This window comes from Streptomyces sp. NPDC101132 (assembly GCF_044759225.1).
Lineage (GTDB): Bacteria > Actinomycetota > Actinomycetes > Streptomycetales > Streptomycetaceae > Streptomyces.
Genome location: NZ_JBIVYX010000001.1, coordinates 826874 through 845512 on the forward strand (window position 1 = coordinate 826874; position 18639 = coordinate 845512).

The following is an 18639-nucleotide window of genomic DNA, read 5'->3' on the forward strand; positions in this document are numbered from 1 at the left end:
CAAAGGGACAGCCTGAGATGACAGAGCGCCAGAAGGACCGTCCGTGGCTCATGCGGACGTACGCCGGCCACTCCACGGCCGAGGCGTCCAACGAGCTGTACCGCCGCAACCTCGCCAAGGGGCAGACCGGCCTGTCGGTCGCGTTCGACCTGCCCACCCAGACCGGGTACGACCCCGACCACATCCTCGCCCGCGGCGAGGTCGGCCGGGTCGGCGTGCCGGTCTCCCACCTGGGCGACATGCGCCGGCTGTTCCAGGACATCCCCCTGGAGCAGATGAACACCTCGATGACGATCAACGCCACGGCCATGTGGCTGCTGGCGCTCTACCAGGTGGTGGCCGAGGAGCAGGGCGCGGACATCACCCAGCTCCAGGGCACCACCCAGAACGACATCGTCAAGGAGTACCTCTCCCGGGGGACGCACGTCTTCCCGCCCGGGCCGAGCCTCCGCCTGACGACGGACATGATCGCGTACACGGTCAACAACATCCCGAAGTGGAACCCGATCAACATCTGCAGCTACCACCTGCAGGAGGCGGGGGCCACTCCGGTCCAGGAGATCTCGTACGCGATGTGCACGGCCATCGCCGTGCTCGACTCGGTGCGCGACTCGGGCCAGGTGCCCGAGGAGCGCTTCGGCGAGGTGGTCGCCCGCATCTCGTTCTTCGTGAACGCGGGCGTCCGCTTCATCGAGGAGATGTGCAAGATGCGCGCCTTCGGCCGCATCTGGGACCAGATCACCCGCGAGCGCTACGGCATCGAGAACGCCAAGCAGCGCCGCTTCCGGTACGGCGTCCAGGTCAACTCCCTGGGCCTGACCGAGGCGCAGCCGGAGAACAACGTCCAGCGCATCGTCCTGGAGATGCTGGCCGTCACCCTGTCCAAGGACGCCCGCGCCCGCGCGGTCCAGCTGCCGGCCTGGAACGAGGCGCTGGGCCTGCCGCGCCCCTGGGACCAGCAGTGGTCCCTGCGCATCCAGCAGGTCCTGGCCCACGAGAGCGACCTGCTGGAGTACGAGGACATCTTCGCCGGCTCCCACGTCATCGAGGCCAAGGTCGAGGCCCTGGTCGCCGAGTGCCTGGCCGAGATCGACCGGATCCAGGAGATGGGCGGGGCCATGGCCGCCGTCGAGTCCGGCTACCTGAAGTCCCAGCTGGTCTCCTCGCACGCCGAGCGGCGGGCCCGGATCGAGGCCGGCCAGGAGAAGATCGTCGGCGTCAACATCTTCGAGACCACCGAGCCCAACCCGCTGACCGCCGACCTGGACACCGCGATCATGACGGTGGACGGGAAGGTCGAGGCCAAGGTGCGTGCGGACATCGGCCGCTGGAAGGCCGAGCGCCAGGAGTCCACCGACCGCCAGGGCGGGGGCGACCCCTTCGTCTTCCCGACCACCCAGCAGGCGCTGGAGCGCCTGAAGGAGGCGGCGGCCGGTGACGAGAACCTGATGGAGGCCACCCTGGAGTGCGCCCGCGCGGGCGTCACCACCGGCGAGTGGGCGGAGGCGCTGCGCGAGGTCTTCGGCGAGTTCCGCGCCCCGACCGGCGTCTCCTCGGCCCCCGTGGCGGTCACCGCCGAGCCGGGCACCCCGCTGGCCGAGGTCCGGGAGAAGGTCGCCCGTACCGCGGAGGAGCTGGGCTCCGGCCGGCTGCGCCTGCTGGTGGGCAAGCCCGGCCTCGACGGCCACTCCAACGGCGCCGAGCAGATCGCCGTCCGCGCCCGCGACGCCGGCTTCGAGGTGGTCTACCAGGGCATCCGGCTGACGCCGGAGCAGATCGTCAGTGCCGCCCTGGCCGAGGACGTGCACTGCGTGGGACTGTCGATCCTGTCCGGCTCGCACGGCGAGCTGGTCCCCGACGTGCTCGCGCGGCTGCGCGCGGCGGGGGCGCCCGACATCCCCGTCATCGTCGGCGGCATCATTCCGAATGCCGACGCGGACGAACTGCGCGCGGCCGGTGTGGCCGCCGTCTTCACCCCGAAGGACTTCGGTATCACGGAGATCATCGGCCGTATCGTCGACGAGATCCGCACAGCGAACAAGCTCAGCCCCCTCGAAATCTCGGAGGTCCCCGCATGACCACGCCTCTCTCCCCCGTGAACCGGCTGCGTCCGCGCCGTTCCTGCCTCGCGGTGCCGGGCTCCAACCCCCGGTTCCTGGAGAAGGCCCAGGGACTGCCGGCCGACCAGGTCTTCCTCGACCTCGAGGACGCCTGCGCGCCGCTCGCCAAGGAGGGCGCCCGCCACACCATCGTGGACGCGCTGAACAACGGCGACTGGTCGGGCAAGACCCGGGTCGTGCGGGTGAACGACTGGACCACCCACTGGACGTACCGCGACGTGATCACGGTCGTCGAGGGCGCGGGCCAGAACCTCGACTGCATCATGCTGCCGAAGGTCCAGGACGCCCAGCAGGTCGTGGCGCTGGACCTGCTGCTCACGCAGATCGAGAAGACCATGGGCTTCGAGGTCGGCAAGATCGGCATCGAGGCGCAGATCGAGAACGCCAAGGGCCTGGTGAACGTCGACGAGATCGCCGCCGCCTCCCCGCGCCTGGAGACGATCATCTTCGGCCCGGCCGACTTCATGGCCTCGATCAACATGAAGTCGCTGGTCGTGGGCATGCAGCCGCCCGGCTACCCGGCGGACGCCTACCACTACATCCTGATGCGCATCCTGATGGCGGCCCGCACCCACAACCTCCAGGCCATCGACGGCCCCTTCCTCCAGATCCGCGACGTGGACGCGTACCGCGAGGTGGCCGGCCGCGCGGCCGCCCTCGGCTTCGACGGCAAGTGGGTCCTGCACCCCGGCCAGGTCGAGGCGGCCAACGAGGTCTTCTCCCCCTCCCAGGAGGACTACGACCACGCCGAGCTGATCCTCGACGCGTACGACTGGTGCACCTCCGAGGCGGGCGGCAAGAAGGGCTCCGCGATGCTCGGCGACGAGATGATCGACGAGGCCAGCCGCAAGATGGCCCTGGTCATCGCGGGCAAGGGCCGCGCCGCCGGCATGACGCGCACCACCAAGTTCGAGATCCCGGAGGCCTGACCCATGCAGTTCGGACGCACCTACGAGGAGTTCGAGGTCGGGGCGGTCTACAAGCACTGGCCCGGGAAGACGGTCACCGAGTACGACGACCACCTCTTCTGTCTGCTCACCATGAACCACCACCCGCTCCACATGGACGTGAACTACGCGGAGAACACCACCGACTTCGGCAAGAACGTGGTGGTGGGCAACTACATCTACTCGCTGCTCCTCGGCATGTCCGTGCCGGACGTCTCCGGCAAGGCCATCGCCAACCTGGAGATCGAGTCGCTGCGGCACGTGGCGCCGACCTTCCACGGCGACACGATCTACGGCGAGACCACGGTCCTGGACAAGACCCCGTCGAAGTCGAAGAACGACCGCGGGATCGTCTACGTGGAGACCAAGGGCTACAAGCAGGACGGCACCCTCGTCTGCGTCTTCCGGCGCAAGGTGATGGTCCCGACCGAGACGTACATCAAGGAGCGCGGCGGCGAGCAGCCCGGCCGGCCCCAGCTGAAGGAACAGGGGAAGTAGCCATGGCACGACTCGCCCAGACCGCCGGGCTGACCGACGTCCAGCAGGAGATCCTCAAGACCGTCCGCGAGTTCGTGGACAAGGAGATCATCCCGGTCGCGACCGAGCTGGAGCACCGCGACGAGTACCCGCAGCAGATCGTCGACGGGCTCAAGGAGCTCGGCCTCTTCGGTCTCATGATCCCCGAGGAGTACGGCGGTCTCGGTGAGTCGCTGCTCACCTACGCGCTGTGCGTCGAGGAGATAGCCCGCGGCTGGATGTCCGTCTCGGGCATCATCAACACCCACTTCATCGTGGCGTACATGCTCAAGCAGCACGGCACGCAGGAGCAGAAGGACCACTTCCTGCCCCGCATGGCGCTGGGCGAGGTCCGCGGCGCGTTCTCGATGTCGGAGCCGGGCCTGGGCTCGGACGTGTCGGCGATCACGTCGAAGGCGGTCAAGGACGGCGACGAGTACGTCCTGAACGGCCAGAAGATGTGGCTGACGAACGGCGGCTCGTCCACTCTGGTCGCCGTTCTCGTCCGAAGTGACGAAGGACACCCCGAGGGCACCGCGCCCCACAAGTCGATGACCACCTTCCTCGTGGAGAAGGAGGCCGGCTTCGGTGAGGTCCGTCCCGGCCTGACCATCCCGGGCAAGATCGACAAGATGGGTTACAAGGGCGTCGACACGACCGAACTCATCATGGACGGACTGCGCATTCCGGCCAATCGGGTCCTTGGCGGCACCACCGGCCGAGGGTTTTACCAAATGATGGACGGAGTCGAGGTCGGCCGCGTCAACGTGGCGGCCCGTGGCTGCGGTGTCGCGCAGCGTGCCTTCGAGCTGGGTGTCGGGTATGCCCAGCAGCGTCACACTTTCGGCAAGCCGATCGCCCAGCACCAGGCCATTCAGTTCAAGCTGGCCGAGATGGCTACCAAGGTCGAGGCCGCTCATGCCATGATGGTGAACGCAGCACGCAAAAAGGACTCCGGGGAACGAAACGACCTCGAAGCAGGGATGGCGAAGTACCTCGCCTCCGAATACTGCAAGGAAGTCGTGGAGGACGCCTTCCGCATCCACGGCGGCTACGGGTTCTCGAAGGAGTACGAGATCGAGCGCCTCTACCGGGAGGCCCCGATGCTGCTGATCGGTGAAGGAACCGCCGAGATCCAGAAAATGATCATCGGGCGACGCCTGCTCGAGGAGTACAAGCTCCAGGGCTGAAAGTCCCTTTTGTAGCGGAAGGTCCGCGAAAAGGGTCACACCCTGTCACTGGCTTCCGGCCATCGACTCGGCTTCTGGCTTGCCCAGTTGTTGCGCGCAACCGATAGCATTCCAGTAAAGCCGCCGTCCCGTCCCCCCGTTTGCGGCGCGGCAATCACCCGCTACGAAGGTCATCCATGCCCCACAGCCAAACCTCTGCACCTCGCGACAGCCGACTCGGCGTACGCCTCGCGCGCGGAGCATCGCCGTGGCTTCTGCCGACCGTTGCCACCGCGGCACTCAGCCTCACCCGGGCCCGCAAGTCCGGACGCTGGGCCGCGGTGGCCGTGCCCACCACCGCTCTCGCGGCGGGCATGCTGTGGTTCTTCCGCGACCCCGAGCGCGAGATCGCGCCGGGCCGCGTGATCTCGCCCGCCGACGGTGTGGTGCAGAGCATCATGCCGTGGAAGGACGGCCGGACCCGGGTCGCGATCTTCATGAGCCCGCTGAACGTCCACGTCAACCGTGCGCCCCTCGCGGGCACGGTGACGTCGGTCGAGCACGTCCCCGGCGGATTCGTCCCGGCGTTCAACAAGGAGAGCGAGAACAACGAGCGCGTTGTCTGGCACTTCGACACCGAGCTCGGCGACATCGAGATGGTGCAGATCGCGGGAGCGGTCGCGCGCCGCATCGTCCCGTACATCCCGCAGGGCACCAAGGTGGAGCAGGGCGAGCGCATCGGCCTGATCCGCTTCGGCTCCCGTGTCGACATCTACCTCCCCGAGGGCGTCGAGGTCGGGGTCGAGGTCGGCCAGGCCACCACGGCAGGGGTGACTCGAATTGACCGTGACTGATCACGAGACCCCGGCCGGCTGGGTTCCGGAGGCCGAGGAGGAGGACAGCGAGGAGATGCCCCTCTCGCTGCGTCTGTCGATAGCGGACACCCTCACCCTCGGCAACGCGACCTGCGGCTTCATGGCGGTGTACTTCACCACCACGGGCATCCTGATCCCGCACCTGACCGGCAGCGACGAGTCCGGCATGGCCCGTCACAGCGCCGCCACCGCGGTGATACTGATGCTGCTGGCCGCGATCTTCGACCTGTGTGACGGGCTGGTGGCGCGCAAGCTCCGCAGCTCGCCCATGGGCGCGGAGCTGGACAACCTGTCGGACCTGATCAGCTTCGGCCTGGCCCCCGCGTACTTCGTGCTCGTCTACGGCATGGTCGCCGACGACGCGCACCAGCGGGTGTCGGCGCTCGCGGCGATCGTGGTGCTCCTCGCCGTGGTCCTCAGGCTGGCCAGATTCAGCTGCGTCACCATGAAGGACGGCATGTTCCAGGGCATGCCGAGCCCCTTCGGCGCGCTCACGGTGGTCTCCATCGTGCTGCTGGAGCTGCCGTTCGTCCCGACCCTCCTCGCGATCATCGGGGTGGCCTGGCTGATGGTGAGCCGGGTCGAGTACCCCAAGCCGCGGGGTGTCCTCGCGGTGGCGATGCTCAGCTGGATCGTCGGCGCGATGGGCATGCTGGCGGCCTGGGCGTTCGACGCCCCGGGCGGCCAGATGCTGCTCCAGACCGGCTGTGCGCTGCAGATCGTGATGGCGGCGACCATCCCGCTGTTCGCCACCACCCGCCGGGTGAACACCTTCCGGCACAACCGCCGCGAGGCCCGCGCCGGCGCGGGTGCGGCGGAGCCTGTGAAGGTCCCGCAGCCGTAGCGCTGCGCTCGCTCGCAGTACCGGGAAGGGCCCGGACGCCGTTCAGGCGTCCGGGCCCTTCGCCGTGCGGGCTCCCCTGCTACGGGCGGCCGCGCTTCTGCCGGGTGCGGCCGTAGGCGTACAGGGCGGCCGCCAGCACCGACAGCACACACCACACGGCCGCCCCGACGCCGACCCAGGCCCAGGCGTTCATCCGCGGCTCCCGTCGTGCACGAAACGGACCGATGCCGCGCCGGGTGGCCGCGACATCAAGTGACCGTCAGTTTACTGTCCGTCATCCCGCCGGAAATCCAGGGAGTCGAGCTGCGCGTACCCCAGGAGGGGGCCGAAGCTGCCCGGGACGCGCCAGGGCCCCGTACCGGATCCGGTACGGGGCCCTGGCGCGTGCGGGTGCCCAACCCGGCGCGTACCGCTGCCTAGAGGACGTCGCCCGCGATGTTGGACGCGACCTGCTCCAGCAGCGGGCCCGCGTTCGCGATGCACTTCGCCGTGTCCGGCTCGACCTCGGTGAGCGGGTACGCGCGGCGGATGCCGGCGGCCTGGAGGGCGTCCTGGGTGAGCAGCAGGCGGCCGCAGACCGCGACGACCTCCTTGCCGGCGGCGCGGGCCGCGGCGGCCACGCCGGCCGGGGCCTTGCCGTGCAGGGTCTGCTCGTCGAGGGAGCCCTCGCCGGTGATGACCAGGGTGGCGCGCTCCAGGGCGGGGGCGAAGCCCAGCACCTCCAGCATCAGCTCGATGCCGGGCCGGAAGCTCGCGCCGAGCAGCAGCGCGCCGTAGCCGATGCCGCCGGCGCCGCCCGCGCCCGGGGAGGCGGCCAGCTCGGTGGCCTTCGGGCCGATCGCCTTCTCCAGCACCTGGGCGTAGTGGCCGAGGGCCGCGTCGAGCGTCGCGACGTCCGCCGGCGAGGCGCCCTTCTGCGGGCCGTACACGGCGGCGCAGCCCTTGGGGCCGGTCAGCGGGTTGTCGACGTCGCTGGCCAGGACGAAGTCCACGTCCGCGAAGCGCGGGTCGACGCCCGACAGGTCCGCCGAGGCGAGGTCCGCGAGGGCGCCGCCGCCGGGGCCGACCGGCTTGCCGTCCGCGTCGAGGAAGACGGCGCCCAGGGCGGCGAGCATGCCCGCGCCGCCGTCGGTGGTGGCGCTGCCGCCGACTCCGAAGACGATCGTGCGGGCGCCCGCGTCGAGGGCGGCCTTGAGCACCTCGCCGGAGCCGTAGGTGGTGGCGGTGAGCGGGGCGAAGACGCCCTTGGGGAGCAGCTGGAGGCCCGAGGCCTCGGCCATCTCGACCACCGCGGTGCCCTCGCGCAGGGCGAAGGCGGCCGTGACCTGCTCGCCGAGGGGGCCGGTGACCCGTACCTCCCGGCGTTCGAAACCGGCCGCCACCGCGGCCGCGACCGTGCCGTCGCCGCCGTCCGCGACGGGGAGGGTCTCGACCTCCACGCCGGGTACGGCCTTGCGAAGGCCCGCCGTCACCCGCTCCGCGACCTGCACGGCCGTGAGCGAGCCCTTGAATTTGTCCGCGGCGATGAGCACGCGCGCGGCCTCAGTTACTGCCCCGTCCGTCACCTTGCTTATCCCTTGCTATCGAACGTGCAGTCGCGCCACCCCGAGGGTATCCGGAGGATCCTCCTATGCCCATGGGTGGCCTGGGCCACACACGGCGTGCCACGCCAAAAAATGGTGATATTCACCCCCATAGTGGGGCCGCATGAGCACGGATTCACTGGAACAGGCACCTCCGGACACGCCGCCCGGGGACCCCGGAGGGGACTCCCCCGACCGTACCGTCGTGACGGTCGGGGTGATCGCGGTGCTGGCGGTGGTCGCCTGGGCGGCGCTGGCCAAGGGGTCCTTCGACACCGCGTCGGGCACGGCGCTGAACTGGGTGCTCTCCAATTTCGCGTGGCTGTTCGTGATCGCCGCGGACGTCTTCCTCGTGATGTGCGTGGTGCTGGCGGTCAGCCGGTTCGGCCGGGTCCGGCTCGGCGCGGACGGCTCGGAGCCGGAGTTCGGCAACCTCGCCTGGATCGCGATGATGTTCAGCGCGGGCATGGGCATCGGCCTGATGTTCTACGGCGTCGGCGAGCCGCTCACGCACTACCTGGCCCCGCCGCCTGCCTCCGGAGCGGCGCCGCGCACCGGCGGGGCGGCCCTGGCCTCCCTGGAGTACTCCTTCTTCCACTGGACGCTCACCCCCTGGGCGATCTACGGCATCGCGGGCCTGGCCCTGGCGTACGCGACCTTCCGCAAGGGCCGCGGCAACCGGCTCAGCTCGGCGTTCGTCCCGCTGATGGGCGAGCGGCGGGCGAACGGCGCGCCTGGCAAGGCCGTGGACCTGCTCGCGGTCTTCGCCACCGTCTTCGGCACCGCGACCAGCCTGGGCCTGGGCGCGCTCCAGGTGGCCGAGGGGCTGAACATCACCACCGGGGTCGAGGCCTCCACCGGCCTCGAACTGGTCATCATCGTGTCGCTGTCGGCCGCGTTCGTGCTCTCGGCCTTCTCCGGCCTGCACAAGGGCGTGAAGTGGCTGAGCACCATCAACATCGTGCTGGCCGCCGCGCTGATGCTGTTCGTGTTCCTGCTGGGGCCGACGGTGTACGTCCTGGACGTGATCCCGGCGAGCGTCGGTGGCTACCTGCACGAGCTGCTGCCGATGGCCACGCGGACCGGGGCCTTCACGGACAGCGAGTGGCTGGGCGCGTGGACGATCTTCTACTGGGCGTGGTGGCTGTCGTGGGCGCCGTTCGTCGGCACCTTCATCGCCCGCATCTCCAAGGGCCGGACCATCAGGGAGTTCCTGGTGGGGGTGCTGCTGGTGCCGAGCGGGGCGACGGTGATCTGGTTCTGCGTGATGGGCGGCACCGCGATCCGGCTGGACTCGACGGGCGCCGCCGACCTGGGCGCCAAGGTCGCGGACGGGGCGGAGGCCTCGCTGTTCGCGATGCTGGACGCGCTGCCGCTCGGCACGCTGACCTCGTGGGTCGCGATGCTGCTGGTCATGACGTACTTCGTGACCAGCGCGGACTCGGCCTCGCTGGTGATGGGCTCGCTGACCAGCCGGGGTTCGCTGCACCCGCCGACCTGGCTGGTGGTGACCTGGGGCGTGCTGATGGCGGCGGTCGCGGCGGTGCTGCTGGTCGCGGGCGGGCTGAAGTCCCTCCAGACGGCCACGATCCTGGTGGCGCTGCCGTTCGTGGTGGTGATGCTGCTGCTGTGCTGGGCGCTGGTGAAGGAGCTGCGGGCGGACCCGGGCGCCGGACCGGCCAGGCACCACGCGCTGCACGGGCTGCGGGACGCGGTACGGGCCATGGTGGGCGACGCGATCACGGAGCAGGGCCAGGCCCGGCACCCCCGGCTGCGGCGGGTGGCGGAGTCGCGCCGGGACCGGGAGGAGTAGGGGCGGCCCGGGCGCCGTGGACTACGCGCTGCCAGGGCTTCCCGGCGATCCCCGGCGGGCCGCGGCGGGCCGCGGCGCCGGGCCCGCCGGGACGCGGCGCCGGCCCGCCGGGATGCGGTGCCGTCGCCCACCGGGAACGGGGTGTACGGGGCGATGTGGGCGGTGGCGGCGACCGCGTCGGCCTTCACCGCTCAGCCGCCCAGGCCGTGCCGGGCCGACCAGGCCGCGAGGGCCGCCGCGATCTCCTCCGGGCGGTCCTCCGGGGCCTGGTGCGAGGCGGCGCCGCACGGCACGACCTCCAGGGCGGCGACGTTCTCGCGGCACCAGTCGGTCAGCTCGGGGCCGATCATGAGGGCCTTGGATCCGTCGAAGGTCAGCAGCAGCTTCGGCACCTCGGTGCTGGCCGCGAGCCATTCGTCGTACGCCTCGACGCGGGCGATCACGTCCGCCGGGTCGCCGCCCACGGGCATCGAGCGCGGCCACTGGAGCAGCGGGCGGCGGCTCTCGGGGGTCGGGTAGGGGGCGCGGTAGACGTCCCAGTCCTCCTCCGCCAGGCCGGTGAGGACGGTCTGGGCGAAGGAGTCGAGGAAGACGTTGCGGTGGAGGACCAGCTCCTCCCCCTCCCCCGGCCGCTTGAAGGCCTGGAAGCGGTCGCGGGCCGCCGCGGGGTACTCGTCCCAGGTCATCGGCCGGAGGATCGTCTCCATGAACGCGACGCCCCGGACCCGCCCGGGGTGGCGGGCGGCGAAGTCGAAGGCGAGCGCCCCGCCCCAGTCGAGCCCGACGAGGACCACGTCCGTCAGCCCGAGGGCGTCGAACCAGGCGTCGAGGTACCGGGAGTGGTCGTCGAAGGTGTAGCCGATGTCGGGCTTGCCGGATCGGCCCATGCCGATCAGGTCGGGGGCGAGGAGGCGGCCGTGGCCGGTGAGGCCGGGCAGGACGTTGCGCCAGACGTGGGAGGAGGTGGGGTTGCCGTGCAGGAAGACGAACGGGACTCCGGTCCCGCGGTCCTCGTAGTGGAGGGTCGAGTCGAGCACCTGGATCTCGGGCATGGCGGCCGTCCTTCACGGAGTCGGGTCCAGCGGGAGCAATATCGGTAGCGCGACTAACGTTCGTCGCACTAATGAAAGTAGATGGTTAGTGGCACTAACGCAAGGGCTAGGATGGCGCGCATGACCGGTACCCGTGGGACCCCCGCCCGGCTGCGGGCCCTGCCCAGCAGGCTGCTCTCCCTCGCCACCGGCCACGCCGACCGGCTGGTGGGCGAGGCCCTGGCCGGCGAGGAGGCCCGCAAGTGGCACTACGCCGTCCTCGCCGCACTCAACGAGGGCGGCCCGGCCAGCCAGGCGGAACTGAGCCGCCGCACCCGCGTCTACCGCAGCGACCTGGTCGCGGTGATCAACGAACTGAGCGCCCGCGGACTGGTGGAACGCGCCCCCGACCCCGCCGACCGCCGGCGCAACGTCATCAGCGTCACGGCCGCGGGCACCGAGCGGCTGCACCGGCTCGACACACTGCTGGCCGCGGCCCAGGACGAACTGCTGGCCCCGCTCGCACCGGCGGAGCGCGCCGAACTCGTACGGCTGCTCACGGTCCTGGCGGACCATCACGGCCAGGAGGACATGCCGTAGCGGGGCGCGGCGGGGCCGTGACGGGGGCGCGGCGGGGGCGCGGCGGCAGACCTCCGGACATGGGCCGGCCGGACGGCGGGAGCCGGAGCCGGCAGACCCTAGGCTGTCGCCCGTGACCACGACTGACTACGCCGCGTACATCGCCTCGCTCCCCCGCGTGCTGGCCGGGGCCGCCGCGCTCTTCCGCGACGCCGAGGGGCGCGTCCTCCTCGTCGAGCCCAACTACCGGGAGGGCTGGGCGCTGCCGGGCGGCACCATCGAGTCCGACCGCGGCGAGTCCCCTCGGCAGGCGGCCCGCCGTGAGACCGCCGAGGAGATCGGCCTCGACCTCCCGCTCGGGCGGCTGCTCGCGGTGGACTGGGTGCCGGGACCGGGCCGGCCGCCGCTGGTGGCGTACGTGTACGACGGCGGGGTGCTGGACCGCGAGCAGCTGGCCGCGGTCCGGCTCCAGGAGGAGGAGCTGGTCTCCTGGAAGCTGGTGCCGCCGACCGAGCTGACCACGTACCTGCCCGGCTCCCTCGGCCTGCGCATCGAGGCGGCGTACGAGGCCGCGGAGCGGGGCACGGGCCCGGTCGAGCTGGAGTACGGGCGGGCGGTGGGCTGAGGAGGGGCGGCGGGCTGAGGAGAGGGCGGTGGGCTGAGGAGGGAGCGGCGGGCTGAGGAGAGGGCGGCCCGCGCCGAACCGGCACGGCACCGGCCCCGACCCTCGGTCCCGCTCAGAACAGGGCGGCCTCCGCACCGCTCTCGAAGGCGAGCAGCCGCTGCTTGCGGTCGATGCCGCCGCCGTAGCCGGTCATGCCGCCCGACGCCCCGATCACCCGGTGGCAGGGCACGATGATGCCGATCGGGTTCTTCCCGTTGGCCAGGCCCACCGCACGCGAGGCGTTCGGCTTCCCGAGGCGCGCGGCCAGCTCGCCGTACGACCAGGTCTCCCCGTACGGGATCTCCTTCAGCTGGTCCCAGACGCTGCGCTGGAACTCCGTGCCCTCCATGCGCAGCGCGAGGTCGAAGGAGGTCAGCTCGCCGGCGAAGTACCCGGCCAGCTGGCGCACCACCTCGGGGAACGGCTCCTCGTCGTCGGCGGCCCGCGCCCCGAAGGACTCCTCCGGCGGGCGGTGCCGCTGCCCGGTCATGTAGAGGCCGCTGAGCGTGCCCTCGGTGGCGACCAGGGTGAGCGGCCCGTAGGGGCTGTCGATGACGGTGTGCATGCGGTCCATGGGTGTCTTTCCTCGTTCTTCGTCCAGCGTCTCACGGGCGGCGGGGGCCTCCGGGGCCCCGGGCTCAGCCCGGCAGGCGGTTGATGGCGTGGTCGTCGGTGGCCCACAGGTACTGCACGGCGTACGCCCGCCAGGGCCGCCAGCCCGCGGCGCGGGCCGTCAGCACGGCCGGGGTCGCGGGCAGGCCCAGGCCCTTGGCCGCGCGGCGGACGCCGAGGTCGGTGGGGAGGAAGGCGTCGGGGTCGCCCAGCGCGCGCATCGCGATCACCTCGACCGTCCAGGGCCCGAAGCCGGGCAGGGCGGCCAGCCGGGCGCGGGCGCTCTCCCAGTCGCTGTCGATGCCGAGGGGCAGCGAGCCGTCGGCGAGCGCGCCGACCAGGGTCGTGAGCGTGGTGCGGCGGCTCTTCGGCAGCGCCAGGGCCTCGGGGTCCAGCGCGGCCAGCGCCTCCGGGGAGGGGAAGAGGTGGGTCAGGCCGCCGTGCGGGTCCGCGACGCGCTCGCCGTGCGCGGTGACCAGCCGGGCCGCGTGGGTACGGGCCGCGGCCGTGGACACCTGCTGGCCGAGGACCGCCCGTACCGCGAACTCCGCCGCGTCGACCGTACGCGGCACCCGGCGCCCGGGGGCCTTGTCGACCACCGGGGCGAGCAGCGGGTCGGTGCGCAGCTGCGCGTCGACCGCCTCGGGGTCGGCGTCGAGGTCGAGCATCCAGCGGCAGCGGCTGATGGCGATCGTCAGGTCGCGCAGGTCAGTCAGTGCCAGCCGGCAGGCGATGTGGTCGGGGCGGGGCGACAGCGCCACGACCCCCGTGCCGTACGGGAGGCGCAGGGTGCGGCGGTACGCGCCGTCGCGCCACTCCTCGACGCCGGGGACGGCGGTGGCGGCCAGGTGCCCGAAGAGGTTGTCGGGGTTGAGTGGCGCACGGAACGGCAGCCGCAGCGAGAGCACGCCGGGGGCCGGCGGGTCACCAGCGGCGCGCCCGCCGCGGGCGGGCCGCCGGGCGGCGCGGGCGCGCAGCTCGCTCGGGGAGAGGGCGAAGACCTCGCGGACGGTGTCGTTGAAGGTGCGGATGGAGGAGAAGCCGGCCGCGAAGGCCACGTCCGCCATCGGGAGCTCCGACGTCTCGATGAGCAGCCGCGCCGTCTGGGCCCGCTGGGCCCTGGCCAGGGCCAGGGGCCCCGCGCCCAGCTCGGCGTTGAGCTGGCGCTCGATCTGCCGGGTCGAGTACCCGAGCCGGGCCGCCAGGCCCGGTACGCCCTCCCGGTCGACGACACCGTCCCGGATCAGCCGCATGGCGCGTGCCACGGCGTCGGCGCGGGCGTTCCACTCGGGCGAGCCGGGGCTGGTGTCGGGCCGGCACCGCTTGCAGGCCCGGAAACCGGCCTGCTGGCAGGCCGCGGCGCTGGGCAGGAAGGTCATGTTCTCGACCTTGGGGGGCACGGCCGGGCAGCTGGGGCGGCAGTAGATGCGGGTCGTCAGGACGGCGGTGAAGAACCATCCGTCGAACCGCGCGTCCTTCGACTGCACGGCGCGCACGCAGCGCTCGGTATCGGTGTGCATGCCTCAAGCTTCGGTCACGGGACGCGGGCGGGCTGGCGATTTTCCGACATCAAGATTGCGGGGGCGCGCCGCGGGCTTCGGGGGGTGGGGGTGTCGGGGGGGCCGGGGCGGGGGCGTACCGGGGAGGGGGGCGGCTCGGGGGTGGGCCGGGGGCATCCGCAGCGGCCCTGTCTTGGATGGGTTCCTGGAGCCACCCGCCACTTGAGGGTGTTTCCGGGGCGGGGCGGCCCGTCAAGGGCGCTCCGCTGCGCTGCGCGTCGCCTTCGGCGATTCCACTTCGTTCCACCCTTGACCGCCCACCCCGCCCCGGGGGTACGACGAGTGGCGGGAGGCTCCAGGAGGGACGGTCAGGGGGCAAGGCCGAGAGCCGGCCGGTGGCCATGGGAGCGTGCCCGGCGGCGGGATGGACCCCCGCCCCACGGGGCGGACGCACCACCGTCCGTAGGCCCTCCACTCGGCATAGCGGCCTCCGGGCCGCCTGTGCCCCTTCATAAGCCGCCCACGATCGCTACGCGCTCCTGCCTCATGGCGGCGGACGGGCCGTCTTGGGCCGGACATAGGCCGCCAACGACCACTACGCGCTTCTCTCGTGTCAGCGGCCGACGGGGCGGTCGTGGTGAGACACAAGCCGCCCACGACGGCCGCGTGCTGCTCTCGTCTCGGCGGCCTACGGGCCGTCCTCGCCCGCCAGTTGCGGCACATGGACACTGGATCCGGATCATCTCTGACTCCTATCTCTTCCCGGCCCGAGACGGCCGTCTGTCGCCGAGACGAGAGGAGCGCGTAGCGATCGTGGGCGGCTTATGAAGGGGCACGACCGGCCCGGAGGCCGCTGAGACGGGCAGGGGGCCTACGGACGGTGGTGCGTCCGCCCCTTGGGGCGGGGCCGGACCCCGGTGCCGGGGGCACGCACCCGGTACCGGAGTGCATGAGGTGTCCCCCTGGGCGTCTTTCCTGGGGTTGTCCGCCGAGGTCTTTGCCTTCCGGGCCGGGGTGCCCTGTCAAGGGTGGAACGAAGTGGAATCGCCGCAGGCGACGCGGAGCGCAGCGGAGCGCCCTTGACAGGGTGCCCCGGCCCGGAAACCCTCGGTCGGCGGACGGCCCCAGATACCTCCACCTCCCATGAGACCGGACCCGGTGATGCCGCCCTCCGTCCACCTCCCCGACACCGCCTCAGGTCTCCGCAGATGGCGCGATGCGCCAAGATCATCGGGGTAGGTCCCGTACGCCGCCGCGCGTCACGGCCGTGACGGGGATGCCCGCCCGGTCCAGCAGGCTGGCGGCGATGGTCGCCCGGCGGCCGCTGCCGCAGACCGTCCAGATCTCCCGGTCGCGCGGCAGGTCGCCGAGCCGCCGCGGCAGGTCGGCCAGGCGGATGGCGCGGGTGCCGGGGATGCCGCCCTCGGGGCGTTCGGGGCGTACGTCGAGCACGCGCAGTTCCGTGAGCCGGCCGGCCAGTTCCGAGGCGTCGGCAGTGCGGAAGGAGCGGAGCGGGCGGCCGGCCGCGGCCCAGGCGTCGGTGCCGCCCGCGAGGTGGCCGGCGACGTTCTCGTAACCGATGCGCAGGAGTTGGCGTACCGCCTCGTACCAGGCTTCCTCGGCGGGCTCGGGCAGGACGAGCACCAGCCGGGCTCCGAAGGGGACGACCTCGGCGACCAGGCCGGCGAAACGGTCGTCCAGTTCGTCCCAGACGGATCCGGGCAGGTGGCCGGCGGCGAAGGCGGCCCGGTCGCGGGCGTCGACGACCTGCGCGCCGCCGCCGGCCAGGCCCTCGACCACGGTGGGGCTGAGCGGCCGGGGCGCGGGCGGGCCGCCGAGCACCGGGGGTCCCGACCGGTTCACGGGTGCCATGTAGTGGTAGTAGGCGGGGTACGGCGGGAGGCCGAGCCGGTCCCGTACGAAGTGCTCCTCGTCCCGGGCGGTCAGCGCCGGGTTGCCGTGGCGTTCGGCGCCGACGGTGGTGGTGCGTTCCGTCGCGGCGGGGCCGGCGGAGCAGGAGCTGCCGGCGCCGTGGGTGGGCAGGACGCGGGTGGTGTCGGGGAGCAGGGCGAGGCGGCGCAGGGAGCGGTACTGGGCGCGGGCGAGTTCCTCGGTGTGCGAGGCGCCGGAGAGGTCGGTGCGGCCGGCGGTGCCGACGAGCAGGCTGCCGCCGGTGAAGACGGCGCTGGGGGCCGGGCCCGCTCGGTCGCGGTAGCCGTCGCGGTCGCCGGCATTGCCCCCGTTTCCGTCTTCGTAGACGAGGTAGGCGGTGTGCTCGGCGGTGTGTCCCGGAGTCTCCATGGCGCGGAGGGTGACGTCGCCGACGCGGATCTCGTCGTCCTCGGCGAGGCCGAGGTGCTCGAAGGCGTACGGGGCGCGGGCGGGCCCGGCGATGGTGGCGCCGGTGGCGGCGCGGACCTCCAAGGCGCCGGAGAGGTAGTCGTTGTGCACGTGGGTTTCGAGGCTGTACCTGATCCGCACGCCGCGGGAGGCGCAGGCGGCGAGCATCTCCCAGCTGTCGCGCTGGGGGTCGACCACCGCGGCCTCGTCACCGCTGACGAGGAGGTAGCTGGTGTCGCCGAGGGAGGCGGTGGTCATGATCTCGATCTGGCTCATCGCGGCACCGGGCTCTCATACGACGACCACGTCCACGCCCGCCACCGGGTTGCAGCCGTAGCCGTGGGCGTTCCAGGGGGCATGCGGCGGCTGGGTGTGGCCGTCCGCGTCGGTGGCGCGGGACTGGAGCCGGTACGGGCCGGGACGTTCGGGCGTCCAGCGGTGGGTCCAGCCGGTCCAGGCGTAGGGGCCGGCGGGTGGTTCGAGGGCGGCCTCGTGCCAGGGGGCGAGCGGGGCGTCGGGGTCCTCCAGGGGGACGGCCCGTACCTCGACGCGGCGGACGGGGATGCCGCCGCCGGTCCAGGCGCGGCCCGTGACCAGTGCCTCGTGGGCGCGGCGGAGGGCGGTGTCCGGTTCCGGGGCGGTGATGAGGGACTTCACGCGGAGGGTGGTCACGGGGCCTTCGGGGGTGCCGCGGGAGGCGGTGTACACGTACTCCTCGGCCTGGAAGACGCCGGTGAACGGCTCGGTCACGGCGCGGGCGCCGGCCAGCCACTTGACGTCGGCGACGGCGTACCGGCCGGGGACGACGAGGCGTACGGGGGCGCCGTGCTCGGGGGTGAGGGGTTCGCCGTTCATGCGGGTGGCGAGGAGCGTGTCGGGGTGGAGGGCGGCGGCGAGCGGGAGGCTGCGCTCGAAGGCGGTGGGGCGGCCGTGGACGGTGCCGGAGTCGGCGCCGGTGAAGACGATCTCGACGGTGCGGGGGTGGATGCCGGCCCGGGCGGCGAGCGCGGCGAGGGGGACGCCGGCGAAGCGGGCGCAGCCGACGGCCCGCTGGCCCCAGGGGAGGCCGGGCGGGAGGGGGCTCATGAGGGTGCGGCCGTTCCCGGCGCACTCCAGGAGCACGTCGAGTTCGCGGTGCGGGAGGACGAGCAGGTCGGCGTGGCCGAGGGTGAGGGGGTGGGCCACGGCGCCGTCGAGGCGGAGCCGCCAGGTGGCGGGGTCGGTGCGGGGGACGCCGAAGTGTTCGCGGACGAAGAGGGCGCCGGCCGGTGTCAGCGGCTCGGCCAGGGCGGCCGCGGGGGTCTGCGCGTTGTACGGGGCGTCCGTGACCGTCTCCGGTGCCCAGGCGGTGGCACCGGACCCGGGGGGAACAGGGCGTGCCGTCATGGCGGCGCCTCCCGTAGGCCCGACTCGCGGGTGGGACGCGGATCCCTCCCAGTCTACGTCCGGGGGCGTACGGGGGCCGCCCGTGCTGCCGGCGCCCTCACGGGCACGCCCCGGTGCCGGTCAGGGGTGCGGGGGCATCCGGCGGGGTCCGGCCCCGCCGCTCCCCCAGCCCGCCGGGCACCCACCCCAAACCTGAATAAATCACTCCAAACCCCTTGACTGGGCCTGAATCAGGAGGACACTCGGCAGTACACCGGAATACCGGATAGAGCCACACCGCCTGCTGGAGACGTCCAGTGGCCCGCGTGACTTTCTTCCAGGCTCTGGCCAGGCCCCCGGCAGACGCTGCCGACCACGGGAGCCATCGGCGACGGCGGATGCCTCATGGTCCGGCAAACCTGCCGGGGACTGTCTTGTCCGCAGCCCGAGGGACGGCCGCCGCGGGCGCGCATTCCGTCGTTCGACGTCAGCCAACGACAAGCGGATCCCGACGAGTTGGCCGCGCGCGCCGGGGTGGGTGGCCAGGGGGCCGGCAGGCTGGAACAGGGCCCCGTCGTACACCGCCGGGTTGCGGGCGGCGTGGTCGAGGTAGGTGCGGGCCAGGGCGGTGGCCCGGGCGCGAGGACCGTCCGCGGCGGCGGTCGCGGCCCTCGTCTGACCC

At 72.4% G+C, this 18639-nt stretch carries 15 protein-coding genes and 1 pseudogene; 9 read left to right on the forward strand and 7 right to left on the reverse strand.

Features of this window, described 5'->3' with window-relative positions; all coding sequences use genetic code 11:
• Nucleotides 1-17: 17 nt before the first annotated feature.
• From ACIQUR_RS03690 to pssA, 6 genes are all read left to right on the forward strand, one after another.
• On the forward strand, nt 18-2078 hold the full coding sequence (locus tag ACIQUR_RS03690) for a protein meaA (RefSeq protein ID WP_403657594.1): 2061 nt from the start codon (nt 18-20) through the stop codon (nt 2076-2078).
• The gene (locus ACIQUR_RS03695; protein ID WP_399941055.1) at nt 2075-3049 is read left to right on the forward strand and encodes an HpcH/HpaI aldolase/citrate lyase family protein; all 975 of its coding nucleotides are present in this window, start codon (nt 2075-2077) and stop codon (nt 3047-3049) included. Before ACIQUR_RS03690 ends, ACIQUR_RS03695 begins: the two co-directional genes overlap by 4 nt.
• Before the next feature lie 3 nt (nt 3050-3052).
• A complete protein-coding gene (locus ACIQUR_RS03700; RefSeq protein WP_226738650.1) occupies nt 3053-3565 on the forward strand; it encodes a MaoC family dehydratase in 513 nt (170 codons plus the stop codon).
• A 2-nt stretch (nt 3566-3567) separates the two neighbouring features.
• Nucleotides 3568-4773 (forward strand): acyl-CoA dehydrogenase family protein, encoded by a 1206-nt coding sequence (locus tag ACIQUR_RS03705; protein ID WP_399941052.1) that lies wholly within the window; start codon nt 3568-3570, stop codon nt 4771-4773.
• Between the two features lie 176 nt (nt 4774-4949).
• Entirely contained in the window at nt 4950-5606 is a 657-nt protein-coding gene (locus ACIQUR_RS03710; protein WP_399941050.1) for a phosphatidylserine decarboxylase, read from the forward strand.
• A gap of 55 nt (nt 5607-5661) precedes the next feature.
• A complete protein-coding gene (gene pssA, locus ACIQUR_RS03715; protein ID WP_399942128.1) occupies nt 5662-6471 on the forward strand; it encodes a CDP-diacylglycerol--serine O-phosphatidyltransferase in 810 nt (269 codons plus the stop codon).
• 416 nt (nt 6472-6887) lie between these two features.
• Here pssA and ACIQUR_RS03720 read toward each other — a convergent pair whose 3' ends face one another.
• Nucleotides 6888-8036 carry a glycerate kinase gene (locus ACIQUR_RS03720; protein WP_403657600.1) on the reverse strand — a complete coding sequence of 383 codons (1149 nt, stop codon included), beginning with the start codon at nt 8034-8036 and terminating at the stop codon, nt 6888-6890.
• Nucleotides 8037-8178: 142 nt separating this feature from the next.
• Between ACIQUR_RS03720 and ACIQUR_RS03725 the strand changes: the two genes are divergently transcribed.
• Entirely contained in the window at nt 8179-9867 is a 1689-nt protein-coding gene (locus ACIQUR_RS03725) for a BCCT family transporter (RefSeq protein ID WP_403657603.1), read from the forward strand.
• A gap of 191 nt (nt 9868-10058) precedes the next feature.
• Here ACIQUR_RS03725 and ACIQUR_RS03730 read toward each other — a convergent pair whose 3' ends face one another.
• Entirely contained in the window at nt 10059-10919 is an 861-nt protein-coding gene (locus tag ACIQUR_RS03730; RefSeq protein ID WP_403657606.1) for a haloalkane dehalogenase, read from the reverse strand.
• Between the two features lie 120 nt (nt 10920-11039).
• Here ACIQUR_RS03730 and ACIQUR_RS03735 point away from each other — a divergent pair, with 120 nt between their 5' ends.
• Entirely contained in the window at nt 11040-11498 is a 459-nt protein-coding gene (locus tag ACIQUR_RS03735) for a MarR family winged helix-turn-helix transcriptional regulator (RefSeq protein ID WP_403657609.1), read from the forward strand.
• A gap of 112 nt (nt 11499-11610) precedes the next feature.
• Nucleotides 11611-12102: an NUDIX domain-containing protein gene (locus tag ACIQUR_RS03740; RefSeq protein ID WP_403657612.1), complete on the forward strand. Its 492-nt coding sequence runs from the start codon at nt 11611-11613 to the stop codon at nt 12100-12102.
• A 112-nt stretch (nt 12103-12214) separates the two neighbouring features.
• Here ACIQUR_RS03740 and ACIQUR_RS03745 read toward each other — a convergent pair whose 3' ends face one another.
• The 5 genes and pseudogenes from ACIQUR_RS03745 to ACIQUR_RS03765 all read right to left on the reverse strand — a co-directional run.
• On the reverse strand, nt 12215-12715 hold the full coding sequence (locus ACIQUR_RS03745) for a methylated-DNA--[protein]-cysteine S-methyltransferase (protein ID WP_403657616.1): 501 nt from the start codon (nt 12713-12715) through the stop codon (nt 12215-12217).
• 64 nt (nt 12716-12779) lie between these two features.
• Nucleotides 12780-14273 (reverse strand): AlkA N-terminal domain-containing protein, encoded by a 1494-nt coding sequence (locus ACIQUR_RS03750; RefSeq protein ID WP_403657619.1) that lies wholly within the window; start codon nt 14271-14273, stop codon nt 12780-12782.
• Nucleotides 14274-15479: 1206 nt separating this feature from the next.
• Nucleotides 15480-16868, reverse strand: coding sequence for a rhodanese-like domain-containing protein (locus ACIQUR_RS03755; RefSeq protein WP_403657622.1), 1389 nt, complete (start codon nt 16866-16868; stop codon nt 15480-15482).
• A gap of 15 nt (nt 16869-16883) precedes the next feature.
• Nucleotides 16884-17978: a sulfite oxidase gene (locus tag ACIQUR_RS03760; RefSeq protein ID WP_403657625.1), complete on the reverse strand. Its 1095-nt coding sequence runs from the start codon at nt 17976-17978 to the stop codon at nt 16884-16886.
• Nucleotides 17979-18497: 519 nt separating this feature from the next.
• A pseudogene (locus ACIQUR_RS03765) lies at nt 18498-18635 on the reverse strand (TetR family transcriptional regulator); the annotation flags it as partial.
• Nucleotides 18636-18639: the final 4 nt, after the last annotated feature.